Here is a 26997-nt window from a genome sequence, read left to right on the forward strand (position 1 = left end):
TCTAATCTACACTGATCCAACCATGGTTGTTTTCTGAAGATATGAAGTAGAAATCATTGAACTTGCCTAAAACGTTTACCGTTGCCCCTGTAGATAAAAGGATCTTTCTTGGAGCCTCCGCCTTCGGATTATCCAGCAAGGCTACTTCCTTTTCAATTTTCATACGTCGTAAAGGTTCAGAAAGGGGAGTAAGCGAGGTGCCTGAAATAAACCCTTCCCTCCCGTCGGGAAGACCTACCTTATACCAACCGGCCGAAGCAGCTAAAACCTGCACTAAGGTGTTTTTACTCAACTGATCAAACAACTGCCCTTTGGAAGTTCCGGGACTTTCACGAAAAGCAGTTTTTGCAGCGTTTGTTCTCAATGACTTGCCTATGTTCGACACAGGCACAGTAACAGGAGAAGGTTTTTTATCAACAGGCCTAACGAAATTTACCGGGTCTATTGCACCGCCAAAAGTGTAAATACCGAAATGCAGGTGAGGGGCTGTATGAATCGCATTTCCGGTATTGCCAACGAGGCCAATAGTGTCTCCCAACTTTACCCTTTGCCCGTCTTTTACCAGTTGCTCATCCAGATGTGCATAATACAAATTGAAATTTTTGTTCTCAGGACGCAGAAAGACAACCTTCCCTCCCAACCTGTTCTCTTCCACGCGACTAACTACCCCGTCCGCTGCAGCCAGGGCGGGAGTCCTTTTCTTTGCGAATATATCGATACCTTCATGTCTCCTGTTTCCTCCGTCGCGGTCGTCTCCCCAAAAACTTCCTATATTTCCTTTTTCTACAGGAAATGCCAGAGAGGGTCCGGAAGCGATTGTTAAAGTATATTCTCCGGATACAAGAAGCTCAGGCTGTAATCGTAAAAGGTAAGTGCCCTCATCTTCAATATCATAAGAAAAAGGGGCAGCATTGGTATCGGCATAAGCAACAAGCTTTTTATTTTGATTATTCTTTACCTCCCACAGATCCACATACACCGTAAAATTGGTCGATGGCTTTTTAAGAAGGCTCACTGATATCCTTTCACCCCTCTTTGTCTCGAACTTCAAAGAGACCGCCCGTGGCTTTTCAGCCGGAAAGTAGCCTGCTTCCTTATAGGGAATGGTTACTAGCAATGGCTTCTCCAAACTTTCCTCGGCCTGCTGCAGCCAAAGCTTTCCCAATACGGTTTGCTTAAGTCCGGCGTCTGCAAGTTTTTGTCCATACTGTTCGTGAGGACTTTTCTTTCCGAATATTCCTGAGGGACCTGTAACGGAACAAGAACCAAGAAAAAAAATTAAAAAAAGTACGGAAGATATAAGAGGAAGAGCATTGATCCTAAAGTTTTTCATAGCACTTATATTCAATATATTAATGAAAATATTGCTTCTATTAAACCAGGAAATGAAAGGATTATTTTAGTGAAAGGTTCTTTTATTTTTTGACGAGATGCAAGTTAGGTACCTACGACAGGACGATTCTCTGTAATGTTCATGGGCGGCTCACTACAGAGAATACCTCCTTGCCTTGGCTAGCAAACGTTAATGTTCCATGTCATCCCGTTTGCACCTTTTATTTGCTGGGCAACTAACACAACTTTATTCTCGCCGAATGAAAGTTCTTTAGAATACACTGATTGCATTGATGTCTTTGCATCAGGAAGCTCCCTCAAAAAAAGGTTGATGTTCGAATTTAAATCGTAAGGGTTAGTTTTCTTTGGCATGTTGATTTGAATTGGTAAGAAAAGCAACAGAGAATGCCCCCGGATGTTTTGCACCGATATCACTTTTCATTCAAACCACTCTATTACAGTTGAATATAATTAAATCACCAAAAAACACTATGAGCAATTCAAATAACTGAGGATTGTGCTATCAGCCAGAAGCAACACTTCTGCCTGATAGCTTTTTTTGAATTAATCATAGAACGCTGGAAACTCCTCTTCCTGCATCTCCCTTGTTTCTATCCTATAACCACAACGGTCGCACTGAAAAAAATCAGCCACCAGTTTTACCGGCCTTTCCATTACCTGGACATACATTATTTTGCCGTAACACATGTTGCAGGTAAAATCTGTAGGATTCTCTCTTAAAAAGGTATCGCCGTTCGCTGTAATCATTACTCCTCCTTTTAATTTAAACGAGCCTCTGCGAGCAGCCTGTTAAAATTTATGCTTTTGTTTAATGACACTTGCTTAGCAAAGGCTACAGTATCTTTGCAAGTTCGATACCAAAATAAAATTACCTTGAAGAAAATTTACTCTTTATATAAGGATCATTATCGTTCCAACCTCAATCTGGCTCTACCCGTGGTTATCTCACAATTGGGCCATACTTTGGTTCATGTAGCAGATAGTGTGATCGTAGGACACTTTGCCGGCACTATTCCTCTGGCTGCTGTTTCACTCGTCAATAGCATTTTTACAGTTGTGATGGTGATCGGAATCGGTATTTCTTATGGACTCACCCCCTTGATAGCACAGGAAAACGGAAGGAAGAATTTTAGGGAATGTGGCAAATTACTGTCTAACAGTTTACTGATCAATGCCGTCACAGCATTACTACTCTTTGCAATAATCTATTTTGGACTACTTCTGAGCATCGACTATCTGCATCAGTCGCCCGATGTTGTAAAAGAAGCCAAGCCCTACCTCGGACTTCTCGGAGCGTCTATTATCCCGCTGATGATCTTTAACACCTTTAAGCAATTTGCCGAAGGCCTGGGATTTACAAAACAATCGATGGTGATTTCTATTGTCGGAAATATTTTGAATATCTGCCTTGGGATCATCTTTGTGAAAGGCTTGTTTGGTGTTGAACCTATGGGAGTTCGTGGAGTAGGCTTAAGCACTTTGATCGACCGGACATTAATGGCTTTAGCTATGGGCTTCTTCATCCTGAAATCCAAATACTTTAAAGAATACCTGAAAAGCTTTAATATCAAACGCATTAGTAATAAAAGAGCTGGAAAAATTTTAAAAATAGGTGCTCCTGTTGCTATGCAGTATGCTTTTGAAGTAAGCGCATTTAGTGGTGCTGCTATCTTGATGGGTACAATTGGAGTAGTTGAACAAGCAGCACACCAGATTGCAATAAATCTTGCAGCCATGACTTATATGATGGCCAGTGGATTTTCTGCAGCAGCAACCATTAAAACAGGAACAAACCTTGGAAAGAAAGATTTTTCAAATATGCGGCTTTCTGCTAATTCAAGCTATCACATTGTATTGCTATTTATGCTTATCAGTGCCATCTTCTTTTCTGTTTTCAGGTCCTATCTTCCCTGGATCTACACTTCAGACACCAATGTGATTTCGGTGGCAGCGCAACTACTGTTGCTGGCGGCATTCTTCCAGATCTTTGATGGAGCGCAGGTGGTAGGACTTGGGATCCTACGGGGATTGGGAGATGTTAATATCCCTACCCTAATTACTTTCCTTGCTTATTGGATTGTTGGATTACCCGTTGCATTTTTTCTGGGCTTGCATACAAAGTTTGGCGCAAATGGGATTTGGTTCGGTCTGACTCTGGGACTGCTGGTTTCGGCCGTCCTGCTTTACGCACGTTACCACCTCGTTATGAAGCGGGTAACAGAAGAAAGATAAAAAGCAGGCAAACGAATGCTTGCCTGCTATATTTATATTACTCGACCTTTTTAAGCGGATTAATTGCCGGACCTTCCAGCACTTCCCCCTCTTTAGAGAAGCGGCTTCCATGGCAGGGGCAATCCCATGATTGTTCTGCCGTATTCCAATGCACAATACAGCCCATATGAGGACAAACAGCTGAAACAATATGCAGCTTTCCTTCACCATCACGATGAACGGCATGTTTAGAACCCTCAATGTCCATAATCTTCCCTTCGTAAGTTCTTACCTCGGAGAATTTTTCAACATCATTGGCTAACCAATCTTTAACCAGCTCGAAGGCCACGTTTATATTCTCTTTTGCAAAATTTGGAGCTGAAGCAATCGGAGTTAACCTTGAAGCCGTATAAGTATGGCTCCACTTATTTTGCCATCCTGTTATCTCGTCTGAAATGATCATTGCAGCAAGCGTTCCATACGTTAATCCATCTGCTGCAAAACCTGTAGCAATAAAAGTTCTGCGGTCACCAGTGCTTATACCTATGTACGGAATAGTATCAGCAGGTTTGTATTGTTGGGCGGACCAACGGTAAACTACCTCTCCAACATCAAAGCGTTTTCTTAAAAACGCCTCCAGTTTATGGAAACATTCCAGGTTTTCCTCTTTTTGACCAACTTTATGCATTTCTCCCAATACCATCACGATCTTTCCTTCTTCAGAATCAAAGGTGCGAACAGAGTAATGTTCGGTTTCCTGCATATCCCAGTAAATCCCGGAAGAAAGCTCATCTCCATTTAAGGTTGCAGCAACAGCATATTCCCGATAAGGTCCAAGTGTGGTATGAACCATATAAATTCCTTTAGGAGTATGCGTAGCCATTATAACGTGGTCTGCGGTAACACGGGAGTGTTCCGTTTCAACGTTACAGATCTCCCCTTCTTCTACCTTTACTACTCTTGAGTTTTCAAATATCCTGCAAGTATCCGACTGGATCCTGTTGGCAAGACCTACTACGTATTTAAGCGGATTAAATTGAGCTTGATTCAACACGCTAAATCCGTCCTTTACTTCAGCAGTATAGGGTACTGAACTTACTACAGGTAATCCTGCCCTGATTGCAGCATCCCTCTCCTGTTCAACAAACTTCTGGCTTTTACCCTCTACGGTAAACAGAGACCAGGGTGCCCGTTTGAAATCACAGTCAATATTATGTTCTTTAATAATCTGCTCTATAAGATCCACTGCAGCGGTGCGCGATTCAACAACTTCGCGTAGTTTTTGATCGTCGAATTTCTGTGCTATTTTATGCATTCCTTCGCCACCAATAGTGGCGTAAAGGTTCCCGGTCGAAAAGCCTGTAGAGCCTTCTCCCACCTTCCGGGCTTCTAAAACTGCTACTTTTTTGCCAGCTTTAGAAAGAAGGTATGCCGCAGTTATTCCGGTTATTCCACCTCCTACGATGGCTACATCAACATGAAATTCTTTGCTTAGAGCAGGAAATGAAGTAAGTTCAACTTCTTCGTGCCATACTGAAAGGTTTCCCATACGTTTTTTCAAAGGTTATTTGTTATGAATAATTGCAAAACAGGTTAAAAGTTTTTCTTTTTAGCAGGAAAGAGATGTTTTCGAGGAATGCCCCTTAGGAAACTTTCAAAGTGAAGTCTGCTAAACCTTCCTTAGCATGGAATTGTTAGGCTTAGTATGAAAAACATACAAGACATCAATCCCAGAGAAGAGATCGTTAATCCCGAAAAGGAAAAAACAGATTTGGAAGCATGGGAAGAACAGACGGAAAATGAAATTTTTGATGATGATGACTTCATCGGAGATTTAGAAGAGGAGGAGTAAGTGTAAAAAAATGTTAAATTCCTTTCTTTAAGGCTATTTTCTTTAAGCCTCGTGTAGCATTTGTTTTTTTCCTGCGTCATTGGTTAAAACGCTTAACTTATGACACAGAATCTGCTTATCCACCTCCAATCACCGAATATCTTCGGCCTATATCCCTTTTCACCGCCCAATTCCCCCTATCTACCGAGAACTACATTCGGTCAACCTAATTATCATTTATCTGGTCGACTATCCACTATAACTTTGATTCATCAAACAGGAAAAAAACAGTAAAACTCACTCTCTAAAATACAAAACAATGAAAACTTTAAAAACTCTTACAACTGCCTTATTGATCATCTTAACTGCAAATGCTTTTGCCAATGATAACGATGATACCAAGAAAAGTGAAAAATTATTAATGGACTATACCATCAAAAGATATATTAATGCAATTAGTCACGGAGAAGTTAAAGGTATCGCAGAAATATTCGATAACGATGTTAAAATGACTACTACCAGAAATAATGAGATCCTTAATTATGGAAAATCCGATATTCTTTGGTCTTTGAAATTCACGCAGGATGCAGAACAGAACTGTACCACTGACTATAAGTTTCTTGAGATGAATCCAACCCAGGCTGTAGTGAAAGTAACAATGAAGTATGAGGGCTTTAATAAGGTTAATGTAGTAAGTCTGGCAAATACAGCAAAAGGATGGCGTATTACCAATATTTCCACTTCTATCAATTAAAGATACACCATAGATTGGTTCTATATATAAAAAAGCCGTCCAATGTTATTGAGACGGCTTTCCTGTTTTTATAAGCTAAATTTAAAAGTTCGGCTTCAAGACATACTTGTTGTAGAAAGTGAAGATCTGCTCGGCAGCTTCTTCTGCCGTATCTACCAGAGAATATAGGTTCAAATCTTCCGGACTGATATTCTTCGCGTCCAGCATGTGATTTTCAACCCAGTCCAATAAACCTCTCCAATAATCAGAACCTACCAGGACAATGGGGAACCTGGCAATCTTACCTGTTTGAATAAGAGTGATGGCCTCAAACATCTCGTCCATTGTACCAAAACCACCAGGCAGGACGATGAAGCCCTGCGAGTACTTCATGAACATTACTTTGCGAACAAAGAAATAATCAAATTCAAGGATCTTATCCCGGTCAATGTACTTATTATGAAATTGCTCAAAGGGCAGCTCGATATTTAATCCGACCGATTTACCGCCGTTTTCATAAGCGCCTTTATTTGCAGCTTCCATAATACCAGGCCCACCACCAGAGATAACCCCGTAGCCCCTGTCTGTTAATAAACGTGCTATATCTTCTGCTATCTTATAATATTTATTATCCTGGCTGGTACGTGCAGAACCGAATATAGATACACAAGGGCCTATTTTTGACAGCTTTTCAAAGCCCTCTACAAACTCCGCCATGATCTTAAAGATCTGCCAGGAATCTGTGATCTTAATCTCGTGCCAATCCTGATTTTCGAACGCGCTTCTTATTTTATCGTCACCTGTCATAATTCCTATTAAATATTGTTTGTTAAAATCTTAGCAGGCTTGCTTGTTAATAATAATAAAAGAAAAGTTATCAAGCCATTGTATATTATCAATTCAAATCCAATAACATAGCCTATCCAGGCAGAAGAATTTGAATCTAATAAAAAGCAAAGTGCAGGCGAAAGTATGCAGATGAAGGGAACTAATTTATCTGCAACATCCCTTTTCGTTATCATTCCAAAGCTAAACAGTCCTAATAGCGGACCGTAGGTATACCCTGCTGCTTTAAATATAGCATTTACTACAGAATCGTCATTAATAACTTTAAAACCCAGGATCACCAGGAGCATTAAGAACGAAAATGCAATATGGACTATATGCCTTGTACGAACAAGATTTGGCGAGTTTTGATTGGTCTCCTTGTTAAAATTTAGAAAATCCACACAGAAAGAGGTAGTTAAAGCGGTAAGGGCCGAATCTGTGGTAGCAAAAGTTGCAGCAGTAAGACCCAGCATAAATATGATGGCAGGAATAATGTTCAGGTGATTAAGGGCAATTTCGGGAAAAAGATGGTCTGGCGTTGCGAATGAAGCAAGATCAATATTGTTTTTTGCTGCAAACATGTAGAGAAGCGCACCTACACTTAAGAAGAATAGATTGATAACCACGAAAATAGAAGTGAAGGTTAACATGTTCTTTTGGGCCTCGCCGATGTTCTTACAACTCAGGTTCTTTTGCATCAGGTCCTGATCCAGTCCTGTCATTGCAACGGTAACGAATATGCCACCCAGGAATTGCTTAAGGAAATGGGTCTTGCTCCCGAGGAAATCCTCCCAGAAGAAGATCTTCGAATAACTGCTATTCTTAACGGCCTCAAAGGTCTCACCTATTGTAAGATCCAGACTTTTTGAAATAAAATAAATAGAAAGAACTACTGAAGAAAGCAAAAATACCGTTTGCAGGGTATCGGTTATAATGATTGTTTTTAAACCTCCTCTGTAAGTATACAGCCAGATGAGCAGGAGACATATTAAAATAGTGATGGCAAAGGGAACACCCCATGCATCAAAAATGAATTTTTGTAGAACGATGGCAACCAGATAGAGACGAAAGGCGGATCCGATAGTTCTGGATATTAAAAAGATCATTGCTCCGGATTTATAGCTCCAGAAACCAAGGCGTCTCTCCAGGTAAGTGTAAATAGAAACCAGATGCATTCTGTAATACAGAGGAAGCAATACTGTTGCGATCAATACAAAGCCGACCGCATTCCCTAACACGAATTGGAAGTAGCCAAATCCTGTTTTCCCCACTGCGCCCGGAACTGAGATAAAGGTAACTCCCGACAAGGCTGTTCCTATCATTCCAAATGCTACCAGATACCATTTAGAATTCCTGTTGGCAATGAAAAACGATGAGTTATCAGAAGAATCCTTTGAAGTAAAGTGTGCTACAACTATTAACAGGATAAAGTATCCTACGATAAACGATAGAAGTACAATTGGCGACATACGTAATTAAAAACTCTAATATATACGTATTAAGATGATTTATGTTGAAAGTAGCAAGGAAATAAGTTTGCTTGGAGCTAAATCAGGCATCCTTTTTGAAACGTTCTGAGCAACCAACATCTACAGCTATGACTACTGAGAAATTTAAAATACGCGATATTCCTTCGCTTTTTAAGGAGACCTATAAGGAATGGATGGACGACGAGCCTTTTGATCTAAGTGCAATCGTTGCGTACTATTCCATCTTTTCACTTCCAGCACTTTTGATTATCATTATAACAATAGCCGGAAGTGTCTTTGGGCAGGATGCCGTGCAGAATCAACTTTCGGGACAAATCGGAGATGTGATAGGTCAGGATGCAGCTAAGCAAATACAGGAGATGATAGCTAATTCCTACCAAAAAGGAAATAATGGAATTGCACTTGCCATAGGTATTGCTACCCTTCTTTTTGGTGCAACAGGAGTATTTGTTGCACTTCAAAAATCGCTGAACAGGGTTTGGGAGGTAAAAGCTGATCCTAAGAAATCAGGCTTTAAAACGCTGTTGAAAACTCGTGCCACTTCATTCGGAGTTATACTCGCCATCGGTTTCCTGCTATTAATCTCGTTGGTGCTTACGGCTGGATTAACTGCGGTGACTGATTATGTAGCTGCGCGAATGCCGGATATCATCCTTTATATCTTTTACGCAGTTAATTTCCTGGTCACATTTGGTATCATCACCCTATTATTTGCTCTCCTTTTCCGTTTCCTTCCCGATGTGAAAATTGAATGGAGAAGTGTATGGGTAGGAGCTGCTATTACAGCCTTTCTTTTTGTGCTTGGAAAGTTTGCTCTTGCGCTTTATTTCGAAATGGCCAAGCCTGCTTCAACTTATGGCGCCGCAGGTTCGATCATTCTGGTTCTGCTTTGGGTTTCCTATTCTTGCATCATTCTATTCTTTGGAGCAGAGTTTACCCAGGTTTACGCTAAACGTTATGGACACAATATAGAACCAAATGCTAATGCCATACGGATCGAAGACGATTATGAAGTACTAAAAGAATATACCCGTTATAAACAAGAAAAAGAAAATTCTGAAAGACGGGGATTCAGTCAGGGGAACAGAGGTTTCGCAACCGAATAACACTGAAGACTGTATTAAAAACGGGAGCTTTACACAGTTCCCGTTTTTTGTAACTATCCTTATTAAGGAGATTATGATAATGCTTCGGGAGCGGGTGGGGCCGAAGGCCGGGATCTATCCTCAGGCAAAGGGATAAACTCATGATTGTCTGTTGGAGGGAGTAATATCCGCCCCTGCTTCCAATCCTCCTTAGCCTGTTCAATCCGTTCTTTTCGGGAAGATACAAAGTTCCACCAGATAAACCGTTCACCTAAAGGCTCTCCTCCTAACAGCATCAAGGTTGAAGCTTCCCGCGCTATGATAACAGGATCGATACCTTTAGAATACACCAGCAGTTGACCGGGCAGATAAGTTTGTCCGTTAACTTCAATAGATCCCTTTGCCACGTATACACCTCTTTCACTATGTTCAGGAGGAAGGCCGAAGCGCGCATCCTTTTCCAATTCAACATGAAGATAAAAAAGAGGGGAATGGGTTTTTACCTCATTCTTCAGACCATACGCATCGCCGGCGATAAGACGCATCCAAACACCGGAATCAGTAAATACAGGAAGTTGTTCTGGCTTATAATTATTGAAGGCCGGCATACATTCCTCGTCCTTTTCGGGCAATGCTACCCAGGTTTGAAGCAGTTCCAGCTTACCACCGGCAAGCACAGCCGGATCTTCAAATCGCTCCGAATGAGATATTCCACTACCCGCTGTCATCCAATTGACCTCACCCGGACGAATAATTTGTTCAACACCCAGGCTATCCCTGTGGGTAACTTGTCCGCCGAGAAGATAACTTACCGTAGACAAGCCGATATGGGGATGAGGCAAAACATCTATGGAGGGCATTAATTCGGGCAAAATGTTGACCGGCCCGGCATGATCCATAAATATAAATGGGCCTACCATTCTTTTTAATCTGAAAGGAAGGATACGGCGCACTTCCATTCCCGGGGCAATAGATGCTTTTCTGGCTTCAATAACTATATCGAGCATAATAATATTCCTATATGTAAACCTAATGTTCGCATTTTAACTGAACATTTCAAAACCTGATAAAAGATTCGTAATAAATCGGAACCTTCCACTATTAACCTCTACTTAACATTAACTTAAAACTCCCGGCCTAGCTTTGTTGCATCTACCGGGACTTCATTCTCTTTGGCGGGCTTTAAATATTGATTTATGCCAAAATTTTCGTTTCAACAGCAGGTTCTTACAGGTTTTATCATCACCCTGCTTTTTATTTTCTCAGGAGCTTTAACTGCTTACAACCGCATTCAGGAATTACAAAATGATAGTCACGCTGTAGACCGCAGCCAGGATGTCATAAAATTTACCAATCAGGTCTTGATCAATATAGTTCAGGCAGAAAGTAGCGTAAGAGGCTTGACTGCTACTGGAAATAGCTATTATTTAGATGCGTATAATGAAAATCTGAGCAAAATAAACCCCTCCATCGATCGGTTAAGCTCATTGATAAAAGACAATCCCTATCAATCGATTCTTGTCGATTCTTTAAAACAGCATGTTTCTCAGAAACTATACGTGATGAGTAGCATCCTTTGGAGTATTAATGCAGGCGAGTTCGATAAAGCAAAAGCAGATCTGCTTTCGGATAGAACTATAAATCGAGTACAAAGCCTTATCGATGCTATCAAGTTTAAGGAGAACCTGGATCTTGCTGAGAACAGAAAGGTCAGCGACGCCAATGTTAAAGAAACCCTCATTGTCTTTCTCATCGGAAGCGGAATTATTATCGGCTTATTCCTGCTAATGTTTCAATTTATTCAGCAGAGTTTCAAAAAACGTAAGCTCATTGAAGATAATCTCCTCGAAACCAATCAGCAGCTGAAGGAGATATCCGAGGAAAATAAAACCCAGAACTGGTTACTTAAAGGTAGTACAGTTATTGATGAGGCCATGAGAGGAAAAAAACAGATCTCAGAATTATGTGACGCAATCATCAAAAACCTCTGTATTTATACCAATGCTAATATTGGAGCGATCTACAGGTTAAATGAAAACAACAATCTCGAATTAGAGTCTGGATATGCTTTCGATCCTGATCTTTATCATATTGAAATTACTCCGGGAGACGGACTAGTGGGACAGGTAGCTTCAAGTCATGAAACTTTTATTCTAAACAACATTCCCCCAGGTTACCTTAAAATTAAATCAGCTTTAGGCGAGAGCTCACCTCGTACAATTTTAATTCAGCCTCTTTTATTTGAAGGTGAACTTAAAGGTGTAATGGAAATTGGATTTCTCGAAATGCCCGAATCGACTGCTAAGTTTATTGAAAGAATATCTCATAATATCGCTGTGGTAATGAATAGTGTACAAACAAGATCACAGGTCCAAAGCCTGCTGAAGAATACTGAGTTGCTCGCTGAGGTAGACGACTGCTAATTGTATAGAAAAATATACAACAATTTATTTATCAGCAACTTAGATAAAAATTCCGAAACTATTACAAATCTTCTCCGTAAAGGAACGCAATCAGAACACAACACACTTATATATATAGGGTGACGTTTTGATTGTGTAATTTTTTTAGGGAAGTGACCTCATGTTACTTCCTTTTTTTGTGAAGGTCCATTGGCTCTTGATCGGACAAAAGAACTTCCCATCAACTTTCATCTTCCGTTTCTGAGCTTAGCTCATGGATGTTTTAATGCGTTTCCCCCCATCTGTAGGATGAAGTTTCCAGACCCGCCAGGTCGAGAACTCTGCTTACTACCGTTGAAGCAAGTTCTTCAATTGTTTGGGGTTTACTATAGAATGAAGGTATAGCAGGACAAATAATTCCGCCTGCTTCGGTAACCGTTTTAAGGTTATTAATATGAATTAAACTGAAAGGAGTGTCTCTAGCTACCAGGATCAGCTTGCGCCTTTCCTTCAGTATAACGTCTGCCGCCCTGGTGGTCAGATCATTCGATACTCCTGATGCAATTCTCCCTAAAGTGCCCATTGAGCAGGGAACAATGATCATCGTATCGTATTTAGCGGAGCCGCTGGCAAAAGGGGCCATAAAATCGTTCTTCTCATAGAACCTGAATGGATAATTCTTATACGAATCCTCATCCAGCTCATATTCCCAGACCTGTTTTGCGTTATCAGACATTACAATAGCTACCTGCTCCAGCTGATCTTCCAGCTTCAACAGATTGTCGAGAAGCAGCTTTGCATAGATTGCTCCACTGGCACCTGTAATTGCTACAACTATTTTCCGTTTCAAGACTAAAAACCTCCTCTTTGTCGTACAGCTTCATATAAAATTATGCCAGCCGAAACTGAAACATTCAGAGATGAAATCTCACCGAACATTGGGATCTTCGCCAGGTGCTCTGAAATTCTTATAAGCTCATCAGATATCCCATCCTCTTCTGATCCCATTACGATAGCTGTCGGCATCGAGTAATCGGGCTTATAAAGGTAATCGTTCGTTTTTTCCGTACAAGCTACCAATTGCAGACCTGATTCCTGCAGAAATTTGGCTGTCTTAAGCAAACTATCGTGTCTGCAAACCGGAACTTTGAATAAGGCACCGGCAGAAGTTTTAATTGCATCGGGATTTATCTGGGCAGATCCCTTAGAAGGAACAACAATAGCATGAACCCCGACGCACTCAGCCGTACGGGCTATAGCACCGAGGTTTCGAACATCAGTAATACCATCAAGGATTAAAATTAAAGGAGTTTCTCCCTTCTCGTAGACTACCGGAATAATATCTTCAATCTTCTGATAGGTAACAGGTGAAATAACCCCGATCACTCCCTGATGATTCTTTGTTGTAATTCTGTTAAGCTTTTCAACTGGCACCAGTTGATAAGATAAACCTGTTTCCTTCAGCAATGCTTTCAGTTCCAGGAGCAAACCTCCGCCTAAACCCCGTTGCACGTAAATAGCTTCGATATCCTTGCCACTTTTTATTGCTTCAATAACGGCACGGATACCAAACACCATTTGATTTGCCTCTTTCTTTGGCCTTTGAGGATGATTATTCATTTATGAAATTTTTGGCGACAAAGTACTGATTATTTTTTGTCTTATGGTCAGGCATTGAACAGCAAAACATTTCGTTATTAACATGGACAAAAGTTATTAACAATACACTTGTAGCTATATTTCGCTGCTTTTCTGCTATATCCACACTTTATCCACACACAAATGTTAAAACATAACACATTTTTTCCACACATTTTTATGCCGGTAATTCAAGGCTGTTCACAAAGTCTTTTCGGAGTAGAGCCGCTTATGTTTAACTTTGTAGAATGAGTTCGGACAAGGATACCAATTACAATTCTTCCAGGAAAACGGGCGCGGGAAATGATCGCAGAGGCCGCCTGACAACAATAGCCAGTGGAATGGGCAAGCTTCCTCCACAGGCTATCGATCTAGAGGAAGCAGTTTTAGGAGCATTAATGCTGGAGAAGGATGCTCTCTCTGCTGTAATTGACATTTTAAAACCTGAGGTTTTCTACAAAGACAGTCACCAAAAGATCTTTGCAGCTATCCATGCGCTTTTTCAGAAATCTTCACCTATAGACATTCTAACCGTTACCTCTCAGTTAAGGAATCAGGGAGAACTGGAGCTGATAGGCGGCGCATATTATATTACCGAGCTTACCAACAGGGTTGTTTCTGCTGCAAATATTGAATACCATGCACGTATCATTTCCCAAAAATATATCCAACGGGAGCTGATCAGAATATCTTCAGAAATCATAACTAATGCCTATGAAGACACGACTGACATTTTTGATCTTTTAGACCACGCGGAGAAAAACTTATTTGACATTGCACAAAATAACCTTCGTCGTGATTCAAGGAAGATGGATGATATCGTTCGGGAATCACTTGAGGCACTGGAAAAACTGCGCGACAAAACAGATGGACTAACGGGTATCCCGTCGGGCTTTACAGGTCTCGACAGGGTTACATCCGGTTGGCAACCTTCCGATCTTGTGATCATCGCTGCTCGTCCTGCGATGGGTAAAACAGCTTTCGTATTGAGTTGTGCCCGCAACGCGGCAGTACAATTTGGCAAGCCTGTTGTAGTTTTCTCTCTGGAGATGTCCTCTGTTCAGTTGGTGAATCGTCTTATTTCTGGTGAGGCTGAAATTGAACAGGAAAAACTTCGTAAAGGGAATCTGGCGGAATGGGAGTGGCAACAACTGCACTCAAAGATCGGGAACCTTACAGAAGCGCCCTTATTTATTGACGATACCCCTGCCCTCAATATTTTCGAGTTCCGGGCTAAATGTCGACGCCTGAAAGCCCAGTACGACATTCAGCTGATCATCATTGACTACCTTCAGCTTATGCATGGTAAAGCCGAAGGAAAGGGTGGCGGTAACCGTGAGCAGGAGATCGGTAGTATCTCCCGGGCCCTTAAATCAGTAGCTAAAGAGTTGAATGTTGCAGTATTGGCGCTATCTCAGTTAAGTCGTGCCGTTGAAAGTCGTCCCGGAGCCAGTAAAAAACCTATGCTCTCCGACTTACGGGAATCGGGTTCTATTGAGCAGGATGCGGATATGGTACTTTTCTTATTCCGTCCTGAATATTACGGATTAACAGAAGACGAAGAAGGAAGACCCACAGCAGGTGTTGGTGAGGTAATCATCGCAAAGCACCGTCACGGTGAAACAGGAACAGTACCACTTCGATTTATCGGTAAGTATGTTAAGTTTGCTGATCTTGAGGAAGATTTCGGAGGAGGAATGCCAGGAACCATCGGTGGTTCGGGAGCTCCATCAAATCCTTTTGCAGGAATGGCTCCATCAGAAGATTTCGACAAGCCAAATAATTTTATTATCCGTCCATCACGAATGGATGACATGGATGAAGAACCTCCTTTCTAACTATTAAGGCTATCGGCTTACCTAATACTAATCCGGTGAGCTGGTAGCCTTAGTAATACCTCTTAAAAATAAATGCCTAATAATACGCCTGCTATGATCAAGACCGGAGTACTTATCTTTGTATAATTTAGTATGAGGAATGTCAGGACAACAATACTAAGGGAGATGGGGTTTATTCCCAAAGGTTGAAGCAGAAATATAAATGCTGCAATAATAAAACCCACCGCCACCGAATTAATACCTGATAATGACTTTTTGATTCTGCCGATCCTTCTTAGGTCGTTCCAGAAAGGAACAAAGAACAGCACCAGTATAAAGCCGGGAAGATTAATGCCCAGGGTCGCAACAATACTCCCTATAATTTGTCCCCATACATTTTCACCTGCATTCTTCATGGTCATTGAGCCCAGAAATGAGGTAAATGAGAATGTTGGTCCCGGCAAGGCTTGTTGAATTGCATATCCGGTTAAAAACTCATTTGCAGACAAATAATGCTTCATCTCTACAAACTCCGTGAACATTAAAGGAACCAGAACATGCCCCCCTCCAAATATCAAGGCACCATTACGATAGAAGTTCTCGAACAAACGAATTGGTAAACTAAAAGGAGAAGTTTTATTAATCACTGCTCCGAGGGCTGCAAAAAGCAGCAAAATTCCAAGAAAGTAGAGTACCTTATTCTTGTTGATCTGAGAGAAAAGCTTTACCCTTATTTCTGTTTCCTCGGCACTTGCCTCCGTAGCTGAAGATATGATCCCTCCCATGAGGATAAGCATTGGAAAAACGTAAGCATTCTTCAGAATTAGGGTTACTATTACAGCAGCACCAGCAAGCCAAACAGATACTTTAGACTTAATAACCGACCTGGCCAGTGAGAAGGCAGCAAACCCTACTATTCCAACAGCTATCGGTTTAACATAATCAAGGATATGCTTAAACCGCCCCTGTTCCCCCAGCTGCTCATAAAAAATAGCAATCAGGCAAAGTGCCGTGGCTGATGGTATGATCCAGATAAGAAAGGTAAGAATGGAAAGCCATACCCCTCCAACTTTATAAGCAATACCAATAAGCGTTTGTGTGGAAGATGGTCCGGGGAGAACCTGGGTTAGTGCGTTTAGCTCTAACAATTCTTCCTCGGTGATATAATGCCTTCTATTCACAAAATCCTTTAGCATGATGCCAATATGCGCTTGTGCTCCACCAAAGGCCGTAAGCGTATATAAAGTAGCGTCGCGAATAAAGAGAAATTGCTTTGCTGTCACTAGTCGTCCTCGTAATCTAATCCAATTGCCGAGTTGTACACGGTCTGCAACTCACTTAATGCATGATTATCTCGGGCTGCTCTTGCTACCTGCATTCCTTTCTGATAGGTAGCAATGGCGTCATCTTTCCGGTCCAGCTTCTCATAAAGCCTGCCCAGGTGATAATACGTACCTACATAGCTTTCATGATTATCTTTGAGATCTTCGAAATAGCTTAACGCTTTTTCCGGATCATTCGCTGTTAGATATTCTGTTGCCAATGCATATTTCAGGAATGGATCATTGGGTTCATTCTGAAGGAATTCAAGTAATTTCTGTAAACGACTTACACTCATTTGCTATATTTCAATAAAATAAGGCCTTAATGCCGGTTTTTCGATGGTCAGGCAAAGTACTATAATTTTTATATTTTGTAGAGTTAAATTTCAAAGGCAAAATTTTCCGTAAGTTTGCAAAAAATACGGGGTAGAAACATCTGCCTTTTAATTTTTATAGTTTGTTGACAGGATCACAGGCATCATTTACAAAAGAAGGCCAGGATTAGAAGTTTGCTGCGACTCCAGCAAAAAGCATTAAAAAACAAGGGGTTATTCTACAAACCGCAGAACGGAAAATTAAAAGGATGACAACCATTGCAAAAAATAAAAACTAAATATCAGTTAAGGGATTTAGGAATAATAGGTTGTGACCTCGAATTGGTTCCAAAATTGATAGAAAATAAAGAATTAAAAGCAACAGGTTAAAGCCGTGAAGGCTTAAAACTATCATGAAGAAAATAAAATTAGACATAGTAGGTTTATCATATAGTCAAACACAATCAGGAGCTTATGCCCTTGTTTTAGGTGAAGTAAATGGCAGAAGACGCCTCCCTATTATTATAGGTGGATTTGAAGCTCAGGCTATTGCTATTGAAATCGAAAAGATGACTCCAAGTCGCCCCTTAACCCACGATCTTTTTAAATCTTTCGCACAATCCTACAACATACAGATAGAAGAAGTGATTATCTATAATCTGGTAGATGGGATCTTTTATGCTAAGTTAATTTGTAACGACGGCAAAAAGACTACAGAGATCGATGCCCGTACTTCGGATGCTATTGCCCTTGCAGTTCGCTTTGAATGTCCTATACATACCTATGAATTTATTCTGGCCACTGCGGGGATTATGATAGAAGGAAACGACTTCGTATTCCTGGAAAACATTGAATCTCCTACAGAAGAGAAGTCACCTAGCTCGCAGGGCAGCTATTCTTCTTTAAGTGACGAGGAGTTGAAAGAAAAGCTACAACAAGCTCTTGCTGACGAAGCCTACGAGAAAGCTGCCAGCATAAGAGACGAACTTACAAAACGAAAAGCATTATAAAATATTAACAATATAAGTCCAAACCCGAACCTTTTCCATATTTTCACGCAACACATTAATTATTTGTTCAATACATGGAGAGATTTACGGGTCTGCTGGGCATTATCTTGATTTTTGCCATTGCTTTTCTAATGTCAAATAATCGCAAAGCCATCAATTACCGCTTAGTGTTTACCGGTTTTGCCATTCAAATTCTACTTGCTGTTTTTATTCTTAAAGTTCCGGTGGGAAAAACCATTTTTGCCTGGCTTGGAGCTGCCGTTACTAAAGTGCTTGATTTTTCCCAGGCTGGTGCATCTTTCGTTTTTGGCCCTCTTGTAAACCGCGATTACATGGGAAAAGCCTTTGGAGTGGGCAATGAATTTGTGTTTTTCTTTAGTATTATCCCCACTATTATCTTCGTAGCCGTTCTGGTGAGCGTGGCCTATTATTTAGGGATCATGCAGAGAGTGGTGAAGTTCTTCGCTTTTATCGTTTATAAATTAATGGGAGTTTCAGGAGCAGAGGCCTTGTCTAACGTAGCGAGTGCATTTGTAGGCCAGGTAGAAGCCCAAATTATGATAAAGCCTTACTTGCGGGGTATGACAATGTCTGAACTTCTTGCCTCTATGGCTGGGAGTATGGCATGTATCGCTGGCGGGGTAATGGCCGTATATATCGCGCTTGGTGTGCCTGCAGAATATCTGATCGCAGCTAGTATTATGGCTGCACCGGCAGCTCTGGTGATCTCTAAAATAGTTTGGCCCGAGACCGAGGTATCTGAAACCAAAGGGCAAGTGTCGTTGGAAATCAAGAAAACTAACGCTAACCTTGTTGATGCAATTTCACATGGAGCTAGCGACGGTTTAAAGGTTGGTCTGAACGTGATTGCGATGCTTATCGGCTTTATTGCAATCATAGCATTATTAGATTATATTTTAGGATGGATAGGACTTGGACTTGGTCACCTGGGACTTTCTTTATCCTTTATAGGTATTGATATCAATCATCTCAGCTTAAATCAGATCCTTGGCAGTCTGTTCTCCGTCTTTGCCTGGGCCATGGGCGTTCCTGGTAAAGATATTCATACTGCAGGTTCTTTAATGGGGACCAAGATGGTGATCAACGAGTTTGTTGCTTATCTAGATTTGGCAAAAGTTAAAGGTTCGATTGATCCTAAGACCTTAATAATTACCAGTTTTGCTTTATGTGGATTTGCAAATTTCAGCTCTATCGCTATTCAGGTGGGAGGCATTGGCGAGCTTGCACCTGAAAGACGCGTTGATCTTGCAAAGCTTGGTGTTAAGGCGCTGATCTGTGGAACTTTAGCTTCCTATCTTTCTGCAACTATTGCAGGAATAATGCTTTAATTCAACTAAAAGACAATGTAAAGCTTATAATATAAGAAACATTTGTCCATAGAAAACCTTTATTAAATCAAGCCAGGATAGTATCTTGCGGCGTAACATTTTTCTGTTCATTCCCGTAATGACTGATGTTACACCTATGGCGGAAGTAGTGGTTTGGTTAGACGTATTTTGAAGAGAGCTTTCGTCTTAAATTGAAACATATACCGTAATGAAAATTCTTATTGCTGAGGATGACTTATTAATGCTAAAAACTTTAGAGTACCGGTTAAAGAAAGACGGGCATGAAGTGATTGTGTCGAGAGACGGAATGGAAGCATTAGAAAAAATTGAAGAAGCATCGCCAGATCTAATTATCACCGACATTATGATGCCCTATTCATCAGGGTTGGAAATTGCCGGAGCTGTGAGACAAAAATCCAGTACACCTATCATTATTTTGTCGGGAATGGGACAAGAAAACGTTGTATTGGAAGCATTTAAACTTGGAGTAGACGATTATATCACAAAACCTTTCAGTCCGAATGAGCTAATCGTCCGAGTAAGAAGATTTATGTTTGCGAATGCAGTGAGATAACTAATCCACCTTCATGGGTCATTCACTAATTACCATATCGATTCAACTCCCTGATGCTAGTTCTTTCTTAAGTTCTGAAACTCATAGTTTAATCAAGGCGGTTATTTTTTTACTGGCACTGATGACTGGTTTGCTGGTATATATCCTGATCTCTTTACTATTTAAGAATCGAAGGGAACGCCTGAGAAAGCGCCTATCAAGGATAACAGACCTTCTGATACAACGCATGCTCTTCAATGAGGATCAGGAATTCGCTGGAAACCTTACTTCCGGGGCAGGACGTTTTTTAAAGCTTAAAACCTTTAGGAACCTTCTTATCGAGGAGCTTGTCAGAGCTAAAAAAAACTTTTCCGGCGTTGCTGCTAATAACCTTCAGTTACTATACCAGGAATGCGACCTGAGCAACGATTCCTATCAGAAACTTGTAAGCCGCAGATGGTATTTGAAAGCTATGGGGATTCAGGAGTTGGCAGAAATGGGACAAAACAAATCGTTCGACCTGATTTTTGAACTAACGAATCATAGCAATGAGCAGGTTCGTATGGAAGCTCAAAATGCTGTAGTTAAATTTTCGGGTCTTACCGGTCTTAACTTTCTTGACTTTCTAACCTATCCCCTGTCTGACTGGCAACAGATCCAGTTGATCAACCAACTTGGAGATGTGGATCAGAATGCATCTGATTATATTAGAAAGTGGATAGGCTCCTCCAATAACTCTGTAGTTATATTCTCATTAAAGCTTGCGGCCAGATACCATCATTTTGAGTTGCATGACCGCGTAGCGCTTTGTCTAACCCATCCCTCTGAAGAAGTAAGATACCATGCCATAAAAACCCTGAAGGAAATCTTTGATGAAAACACTTCTGCCAACCTGGTAAAGTTATATGATGCAGAAGGACTTAGAAATCAGTTAGTGATCCTTGAGGTGCTTCAAAATATTGGAACCGAAAAGGAATTGCCATTCCTGGAAAGAGAATTCACAAGGGATCAGAATGAGATAAGACTGGCGGCCGGACGAGCCATTGCGAGGGTGGCAGATATGCAGTACCTGGAATCGAGAAGTGTAAGTACAGAATATCCCTGGACTGAAATTATTCAACAAATTAAAGGAGAACTAAGGAAATGAGTTGGCAAACATTTATAGTAGACTTTTTCACTTATGGGATATTATTGTATTCTGTAGCTCTCCTGTCATCTTACGTTTTCATTGCCCTTTATTCAGTCGGTATAACGCGTGATCATTTGAGAAAGAACACGTTCACAGACTACAGGATCTTAGCATCCTCAGACCAATTGCCGGGTTTGAGTATCCTTGCCCCTGCTTATAATGAAGGCAATACCATAATAGAGAATGTTAGATCGCTGCTATCTATCCACTACAATAATGTGGAGCTGGTAGTTATTAATGATGGTAGCAAAGACGATTGCCTGCAGAAGCTAATTGAAGGTTATAACCTTTACAAGACCGACCACTTCGTAAATGAGCAACTATCTACAAAAAAGGTTCGAGGAGTCTACAGGAGCCATAACCCGGTATATAATAAGCTTATAGTTGTTGATAAGGAGAATGGAGGAAAAGCAGATGCCCTGAATGTGGGGATTAATATTGCCTCTAAAGATTACATTGTTTGCATAGACGTTGACTGTATTTTAGAGCAAGATGCCCTGCTAAAAATGGCGCTTCCATTTATGGAACATCCGGGCAAGAGAGTAATAGCATCTGGTGGAGTAGTTAGGATTGTGAACGACTGTGTGGTGAAAAACGGGAAGATCCTTAAGATAAACCTTCCTGAGAGCTTCATTCCGCGTATGCAGACCCTGGAATATATTCGCGCATTTTTATTAGGAAGAATGGCCTGGAGCAGAATGAATGGACTGCTCCTTATTTCCGGAGCATTTGGAGCATTTGACAAGGAAATTGTAATTAAATGTGGGGGCTACAATCATAAAACCGTTGGCGAAGACATGGAACTGGTAGTAAGGATGCGCCGTTACATGGAAGAGCGGAAGGAGCCCTACAAGGTAACCTACATCCCTGATCCGCTTTGCTGGACAGAAGCACCTAACTCCTTTCAGATCTTAGGCAGACAAAGGAACAGATGGACTCGTGGCACTATTGAAACTCTATGGTTCCACCGGAAAATGTTCTTTAATCCCAAATACGGATTTCTTGGCCTTGTGAGTTACCCTTATTGGTTCTTTTTTGAGTTTCTGGCACCGATCATTGAGTTTGTAGGATTCATAGCCTTATTCTTCTTTGCGATCTTCGGGCTAATAGACTGGGTTGTATTCTTGTCGCTGTTTGCCTTCATTTTGAGCTTTGGACTTTTATATTCCATGTTTGCTATCTTCATCGAAGTAATAACCTACAACCAATATAACAGGACCAGGGACATATTTAAGCTGATATTAACAGCTATTGCTGAGCCATTTATTTTTCATCCATTTGTTGTCTGGTCGGCCATCAAAGGTAATATAGACCTTGTACAGAAAAAGAATTCATGGGGGGAGATGACAAGACAAGGTTTCGCAAAGCCAAAAACGAGTTAATATGAAGACTGGTACTACTAGTAAGCATAAAAGTCTGGAAAAATTTTATCTGGCTTGCAAAGATTTTGCGGCTATTTCCCTTACATTACTGATTCTGATTTTAGTGATCAGGATTGTTGAATTTATTTATAACGGTGTTGTTCATCAGTTTCCCCAACCATTCTTTTTATCCTTAATAGGTGGTTTGATCAACAGTACAGGGTTATGGTTCAAGTATCAGTTTTTCTTTTGGCTGCTGTATATCCTGGTATACCAGGTTCGCCCTAAATTGGCGCAAGGAATACTTATTGTTATTTTCACTATCATAACGCTGATTGAAATTGCTTTAATAAGATATTTTTCTGAAGCTTTAATCCCTCTTGGAGCTGATGTATTTGGCTACTCGAGGGAGGAAATTATGCAAACGCTTGGTTCGGCGGGCGCTTTTTCCTTACTGTCGCTTTCCTTTTTCTTAATCGCCGTAACGGTGATCGTAACTGTGCTATATCGTTTAAAGAAAGGTTTAAGACCATCAAAGCTGCTTGCCTTAATGATTCCCTTAGTGTCATTCATTTTTCTATTAAGCGGATTCTCTTCGTCAATTTATCCCTCATCATTCACCTCAGACTTTACGAATAACCTCGTCATCAATAAATCAGACTTCTTTTACGGCGAACTTTATAAACATTACTTTCCAGGTGAAGTTGAAACAGATATCTATGATGACGGCTATTTGGGAATGTTCAGCGATTCAATGGATAAGCAGCCACAGGGTTTTACTTATGTAGACAGGAAACAGTTTCCATTTCTTCATAAGGGGGATACCTCGAATGTATTGTCTCCTTTCTTTCGCAAAGGAAATACGAAACCGAATATTGTAATAATTCTTGTGGAGGGTCTTGGGAGAGCCTTTAGTAATGACGATGCCTATCTTGGAAGTTTTACCCCCTTCCTGGATTCCTTATCTACGAAAAGTATTTACTTTTCTAACTTTCTTAGTTCAGGAGGACGTACTTTTGCTGCATTACCCTCAATTCTGGCGTCATTGCCTTTTGGTAAAAATGGATTTCTTGAATTAGGAGAAAAAGCACCACAACATTTATCACTGTTAACTATTCTTAAGAGTTCGGGCTACCAGACCTCCTTTTATTACGGCGGAGATGCTCGTTTTGACAAGATGAATGTGTTCTTGAGAAAAAATAAGATAGACGAGATAAAGGATATTGCAAGCTTCCCTTCCGGGTACTCGAAATTGCCGGCTCAAAATGGTTTTAGCTGGGGATATACCGACAAAGACCTTTATAAATGGTATCTTAATTCAAGACCTGCAGATAGCCGGTCTCCTCAAATGAGTATACTTCTTACTGTAGCATCCCACAGTCCCTTTCTGTTGAATGAGCAAGGTAAATACTTTAAGGTTTTCGACAAGCATATACAGAAATTGGGGCTTAACGCAGAAAAAACAAAGGAATATCAGGCATATAAATACCAATATTCCAGCATTTTGTATACCGACGATGCTCTAAGATCGTTCATCAATGAGTATAAAAAACGTTCTGATTTCGGAAATACTATATTTTTGATTACAGGCGATCACCGGATGCCCGAAATTCCGATGAGCTCCAAAATTGATCGCTACCATGTGCCTTTGATCATCTATTCTCCCCTGTTGGAAAGAACAGCTAAAATTGAATCGGTGTCAACTCATTTTGATATTGCGCCTAGCCTGCTTAGCTTCTTAAGGCAAGACTATCAGGTGAATATTCCTTCTGTCAATACATGGCTTGGTAAAGGGCTGGATACCAGCCGTTCTTTCAGAAACGTACATTCGGCTCCCCTAATTCAAACCAAGACAGCATTTAACGACTATATTTCTGGTGATTACCATTTGAATGGGCAAATGGTGTATAAGCTTTCAAATAACATGGAGGAAGAAAAAGTAGAAGATAAAAATATATTGTTGAGGTTGAATAGCCAGTTTAATGAGTTCAAAAGCAAAAACAATAAAATGGCTTTAAAACAAAGTTTGATTCCGGACTCGATCTATCAGAAATACTCTCCTCAAAAAAAATAAGAAGCATTGTATGAGCAAAAAGTATCTAATTATAATTGCCTCAATCCTGTTTTCACTGCAGCATCTGACTGCTCAGGAAAAGCTTTCATCTGATTCGCTTTTTCAACTGGCACGTGAGGCAGCTTTCGATAAAAAAGATTACTCTACAGCTATTGAACTATCTAAAAGAGCTCTTAAACAAAGTCCGGATTACACGGATATACAGGTGTTTTTAGGACGTGTGTATACCTGGAATGACAAACCCGATAGTGCAAGGGCAGTATTTGAACAGGTACTTCAGCGTAAGCCAGGAAATGAAGATGCATCTTTCGCTTATGCTAGTCTTGAGTTTTGGAATAATAACTCGAATAAAGCGCTTTCAATTGCCGAGAACGGATTAAGCACAAGTCCTGATTCTAAAGATCTCTTACTAATTAAATCTAAGATCCTGAACGATCTGGGTAAACCGACAGAAGCCAGTAATACTATAGCTTACTTGCTGAAAAAAGATCCTAAAAATACAGAAGCAAGGGCACTGGCAGAACGACTGAAAGAAAACTCTTCCAAAAACAAAATAGGTGTAGGATATGACTTTGTATACTTCGACGAGCAGTTTAGCGATCCATGGCATCTGGCAAGTATAGACTATGGCCGGCAAACTCCAATAGGATCTGTAACAGCGCGGCTCAATTATGCAAACCGTTTTTCCGATAACGGAACACAAGTAGAATTAGAAGCTTATCCGAGTATCTCTAAAACTTTTTATGCCTACGTGGGAGCTGGCTATTCAGGCGACGTAGGGATATTCCCTAAATACAGGGCGGGGTTCTCCTTATATGCAAACCTGCCTTCTTCGTTTGAAGCGGAAGCCGGTATAAGGTTCCTTCATTTCACTGACAATACAACCGTATATACATTGTCAGCCGGCAAATACGTGAAGAACTATTGGTTTAATTTCAGGACCTACCTTACCCCTTCAGGAAATGATATATCTCAGTCTTATGCACTGACCTTCCGCTATTACTACGGTGGATCAGACGACTATTTTAGTGTTGGCGCAGGAACAGGGATTTCTCCTGATGAAACCAGCAATAATATATTGCTTAATACAGGTTATAAACTTCGTTCCAATAATATAACGGGGTCTTTCAGGCATCTTTTTAACCGTACAAATGTTTTGGCGTTGAATGCATCCTGGCAAAACCAGGAATATAGAAGGGATACAAGAGGGAACCAATTTACCGTAGGCTTAGGTTATCAAAAAAGATTCTAATGTTTAGCATTAAACGAGTGTTAACGGCAATCCTCCTCATTATAGTGCTGATCCCGCTATGGATGTGGTTTGCCTGGCTCCTTACTCCTAAAAAGAAAATGGTGGCAGCCATTATTGATAAAACGGTTCTAACCAGCAAAGGACAAGAACATGTAAGTTTTTCGTGGCTGCTGAACAACAATCGTTTTGCTAAAACTCAAAGTAAGCTTTATCATGCCGGACACGACTATTTCGGTTTTTTTCCGAAAGCCGAATATCAATATGAATTGAAAGGACTTGAAAGATTCTCTCTCGAAAACCTTGATCAGCTAAGTGATGATGCAGACCTCACTTATTTTACAGACACCTACGGGATATACAAAAACGAATGGTATACAAGTGAACAAAGCACAGAACGATCGGGCCTTGTATATGGCGGAATGAGCAAGCGGGATGTCGACTTTCTACAACTGATGAAAGATAAACACAAGCTTATCCTCAGTGAATTTAATACGATAGGCTCCCCTACTCCAGATAATATCAGGGCGAAGTTTGAAACTATGTTCGGAATGAGGTGGTCAGGCTGGACGGCGCGTTATTTTCCTGTTCTTGATACCGTAAAGGATAAGGAACTTCCGTTATGGTTGATCAATAACTACAAACGGGACCATCAGGGTAAATGGCCATTTCACAAAGCTGGAATTGCTTTTGTCAGTTCTTCCGACAAAGTAGTGATTCTGGAAGAAGATATTCACTTATCTGATGCTATGACCTATATAAGATCAAGGGAGGCAGGGAAAGCAAACCTTGATCTACCCGATCTTACTAAATACCCTTTCTGGTTTGATATTATCGTTCCTGATAAAAGGATAAATACTATCGCGGCAAACTTTGAAATAAATACGACATCTATGGGGCGTCAGGAATTAAAACGCAATGGTATTCCTACAGAAATTCCAGCGGTGATCTACCATAAGGGAACAGATTACCAATTCTACTACTTCTCGGGCGACTTTTGCGATAATCCGGTTTCGATGACCAGCTCTTATTTTAAAGGAATTGACTTTTTTAGTGCCTTGTTCTATAACTCCGATAATAAAGAAGACAGGTCAGGATTTTTCTGGCGATTTTATTACCCTATGATGGATAAAGTACTTTCCGAATATTATAGTTCGCTAAAGAAATAAATTAGATTATTAACAGCTT

General features: G+C 40.7%; 25 protein-coding genes. 14 read left to right on the forward strand and 11 right to left on the reverse strand.

Annotation, left to right across the window (positions count from 1 at the left end):
* Window position 1 precedes the first annotated feature (1 nt).
* The 3 genes from J4N24_RS00300 to J4N24_RS00310 form a co-directional block, all read right to left on the reverse strand.
* Entirely contained in the window at window positions 2–1333 is a 1332-nt protein-coding gene (locus J4N24_RS00300; RefSeq protein WP_207531643.1) for a M23 family metallopeptidase, read from the reverse strand.
* Between the two features lie 179 nt (window positions 1334–1512).
* The gene (locus J4N24_RS00305; protein ID WP_207531644.1) at window positions 1513–1704 is read right to left on the reverse strand and encodes a hypothetical protein; all 192 of its coding nucleotides are present in this window, start codon (window positions 1702–1704) and stop codon (window positions 1513–1515) included.
* 192 nt (window positions 1705–1896) lie between these two features.
* A complete protein-coding gene (locus J4N24_RS00310) occupies window positions 1897–2100 on the reverse strand; it encodes a hypothetical protein (protein ID WP_207531645.1) in 204 nt (67 codons plus the stop codon).
* A 126-nt stretch (window positions 2101–2226) separates the two neighbouring features.
* Between J4N24_RS00310 and J4N24_RS00315 the strand changes: the two genes are divergently transcribed.
* The gene (locus J4N24_RS00315; RefSeq protein ID WP_242691447.1) at window positions 2227–3585 is read left to right on the forward strand and encodes an MATE family efflux transporter; all 1359 of its coding nucleotides are present in this window, start codon (window positions 2227–2229) and stop codon (window positions 3583–3585) included.
* Window positions 3586–3622: 37 nt separating this feature from the next.
* Here J4N24_RS00315 and J4N24_RS00320 read toward each other — a convergent pair whose 3' ends face one another.
* Window positions 3623–5113 carry an FAD-dependent oxidoreductase gene (locus J4N24_RS00320; protein WP_207531647.1) on the reverse strand — a complete coding sequence of 497 codons (1491 nt, stop codon included), beginning with the start codon at window positions 5111–5113 and terminating at the stop codon, window positions 3623–3625.
* A 156-nt stretch (window positions 5114–5269) separates the two neighbouring features.
* Here J4N24_RS00320 and J4N24_RS00325 point away from each other — a divergent pair, with 156 nt between their 5' ends.
* On the forward strand, window positions 5270–5416 hold the full coding sequence (locus tag J4N24_RS00325; protein WP_207531648.1) for a hypothetical protein: 147 nt from the start codon (window positions 5270–5272) through the stop codon (window positions 5414–5416).
* 298 nt (window positions 5417–5714) lie between these two features.
* On the forward strand, window positions 5715–6149 hold the full coding sequence (locus J4N24_RS00330) for a nuclear transport factor 2 family protein (protein ID WP_242691448.1): 435 nt from the start codon (window positions 5715–5717) through the stop codon (window positions 6147–6149).
* Between the two features lie 81 nt (window positions 6150–6230).
* Here the strand turns inward: J4N24_RS00330 and J4N24_RS00335 are convergent, their stop codons facing one another.
* A complete protein-coding gene (locus J4N24_RS00335) occupies window positions 6231–6935 on the reverse strand; it encodes an LOG family protein (protein WP_207531649.1) in 705 nt (234 codons plus the stop codon).
* 8 nt (window positions 6936–6943) lie between these two features.
* Window positions 6944–8425 (reverse strand): sodium:solute symporter, encoded by a 1482-nt coding sequence (locus J4N24_RS00340; protein WP_207531650.1) that lies wholly within the window; start codon window positions 8423–8425, stop codon window positions 6944–6946.
* Between the two features lie 128 nt (window positions 8426–8553).
* On the opposite strand from J4N24_RS00340, the gene J4N24_RS00345 reads away from it, so the two are divergent.
* A complete protein-coding gene (locus tag J4N24_RS00345; protein WP_207531651.1) occupies window positions 8554–9552 on the forward strand; it encodes a YihY/virulence factor BrkB family protein in 999 nt (332 codons plus the stop codon).
* 71 nt (window positions 9553–9623) lie between these two features.
* Here the strand turns inward: J4N24_RS00345 and J4N24_RS00350 are convergent, their stop codons facing one another.
* Complete coding sequence (locus J4N24_RS00350; RefSeq protein ID WP_207531652.1) at window positions 9624–10538, reverse strand: pirin family protein; 915 nt, start codon at window positions 10536–10538, stop codon at window positions 9624–9626.
* 189 nt (window positions 10539–10727) lie between these two features.
* Here J4N24_RS00350 and J4N24_RS00355 point away from each other — a divergent pair, with 189 nt between their 5' ends.
* On the forward strand, window positions 10728–11954 hold the full coding sequence (locus J4N24_RS00355; RefSeq protein WP_207531653.1) for a CHASE3 domain-containing protein: 1227 nt from the start codon (window positions 10728–10730) through the stop codon (window positions 11952–11954).
* A gap of 262 nt (window positions 11955–12216) precedes the next feature.
* On the opposite strand, the gene J4N24_RS00360 is transcribed toward J4N24_RS00355, so the two are convergent.
* A complete protein-coding gene (locus J4N24_RS00360) occupies window positions 12217–12783 on the reverse strand; it encodes a UbiX family flavin prenyltransferase (RefSeq protein ID WP_207531654.1) in 567 nt (188 codons plus the stop codon).
* 2 nt (window positions 12784–12785) lie between these two features.
* On the reverse strand, window positions 12786–13553 hold the full coding sequence (rlmB, locus tag J4N24_RS00365) for a 23S rRNA (guanosine(2251)-2'-O)-methyltransferase RlmB (protein WP_207531655.1): 768 nt from the start codon (window positions 13551–13553) through the stop codon (window positions 12786–12788).
* Window positions 13554–13819: 266 nt separating this feature from the next.
* On the opposite strand from rlmB, the gene dnaB reads away from it, so the two are divergent.
* Window positions 13820–15409: a replicative DNA helicase gene (dnaB, locus tag J4N24_RS00370; protein WP_207531656.1), complete on the forward strand. Its 1590-nt coding sequence runs from the start codon at window positions 13820–13822 to the stop codon at window positions 15407–15409.
* A 62-nt stretch (window positions 15410–15471) separates the two neighbouring features.
* Here the strand turns inward: dnaB and chrA are convergent, their stop codons facing one another.
* Both chrA and J4N24_RS00380 read right to left on the reverse strand, forming a co-directional pair.
* Entirely contained in the window at window positions 15472–16671 is a 1200-nt protein-coding gene (chrA, locus tag J4N24_RS00375; RefSeq protein ID WP_369806181.1) for a chromate efflux transporter, read from the reverse strand.
* Entirely contained in the window at window positions 16671–17006 is a 336-nt protein-coding gene (locus tag J4N24_RS00380; protein WP_207531657.1) for a CDC27 family protein, read from the reverse strand. The genes chrA and J4N24_RS00380 overlap by 1 nt, the downstream gene beginning before the upstream one ends.
* A 431-nt stretch (window positions 17007–17437) precedes the next feature.
* Here J4N24_RS00380 and J4N24_RS00385 point away from each other — a divergent pair, with 431 nt between their 5' ends.
* From J4N24_RS00385 to J4N24_RS00420, 8 genes are all read left to right on the forward strand, one after another.
* Entirely contained in the window at window positions 17438–18034 is a 597-nt protein-coding gene (locus J4N24_RS00385) for a bifunctional nuclease family protein (RefSeq protein WP_207531658.1), read from the forward strand.
* Between the two features lie 74 nt (window positions 18035–18108).
* Window positions 18109–19383, forward strand: a complete 1275-nt coding sequence (locus J4N24_RS00390) for a NupC/NupG family nucleoside CNT transporter (RefSeq protein WP_207531659.1) — start codon at window positions 18109–18111, stop codon at window positions 19381–19383.
* Window positions 19384–19591: 208 nt separating this feature from the next.
* On the forward strand, window positions 19592–19957 hold the full coding sequence (locus J4N24_RS00395) for a response regulator transcription factor (protein ID WP_207531660.1): 366 nt from the start codon (window positions 19592–19594) through the stop codon (window positions 19955–19957).
* A gap of 13 nt (window positions 19958–19970) precedes the next feature.
* The gene (locus tag J4N24_RS00400; protein ID WP_207531661.1) at window positions 19971–21083 is read left to right on the forward strand and encodes a HEAT repeat domain-containing protein; all 1113 of its coding nucleotides are present in this window, start codon (window positions 19971–19973) and stop codon (window positions 21081–21083) included.
* On the forward strand, window positions 21080–22507 hold the full coding sequence (locus tag J4N24_RS00405; RefSeq protein WP_207531662.1) for a glycosyltransferase family 2 protein: 1428 nt from the start codon (window positions 21080–21082) through the stop codon (window positions 22505–22507). Before J4N24_RS00400 ends, J4N24_RS00405 begins: the two co-directional genes overlap by 4 nt.
* A gap of 1 nt (window position 22508) precedes the next feature.
* Window positions 22509–24560: an LTA synthase family protein gene (locus J4N24_RS00410; protein ID WP_207531663.1), complete on the forward strand. Its 2052-nt coding sequence runs from the start codon at window positions 22509–22511 to the stop codon at window positions 24558–24560.
* Between the two features lie 10 nt (window positions 24561–24570).
* The gene (locus J4N24_RS00415; RefSeq protein ID WP_207531664.1) at window positions 24571–25812 is read left to right on the forward strand and encodes a YaiO family outer membrane beta-barrel protein; all 1242 of its coding nucleotides are present in this window, start codon (window positions 24571–24573) and stop codon (window positions 25810–25812) included.
* The gene (locus J4N24_RS00420; protein WP_207531665.1) at window positions 25812–26978 is read left to right on the forward strand and encodes a hypothetical protein; all 1167 of its coding nucleotides are present in this window, start codon (window positions 25812–25814) and stop codon (window positions 26976–26978) included. The genes J4N24_RS00415 and J4N24_RS00420 overlap by 1 nt, the downstream gene beginning before the upstream one ends.
* The last annotated feature ends 19 nt before the right edge of the window (window positions 26979–26997 follow it).

Origin of the sequence: Desertivirga arenae, assembly GCF_017355785.1 — a bacterium.
GTDB classification, from domain to species: Bacteria; Bacteroidota; Bacteroidia; order Sphingobacteriales; family Sphingobacteriaceae; genus Desertivirga; species Desertivirga arenae.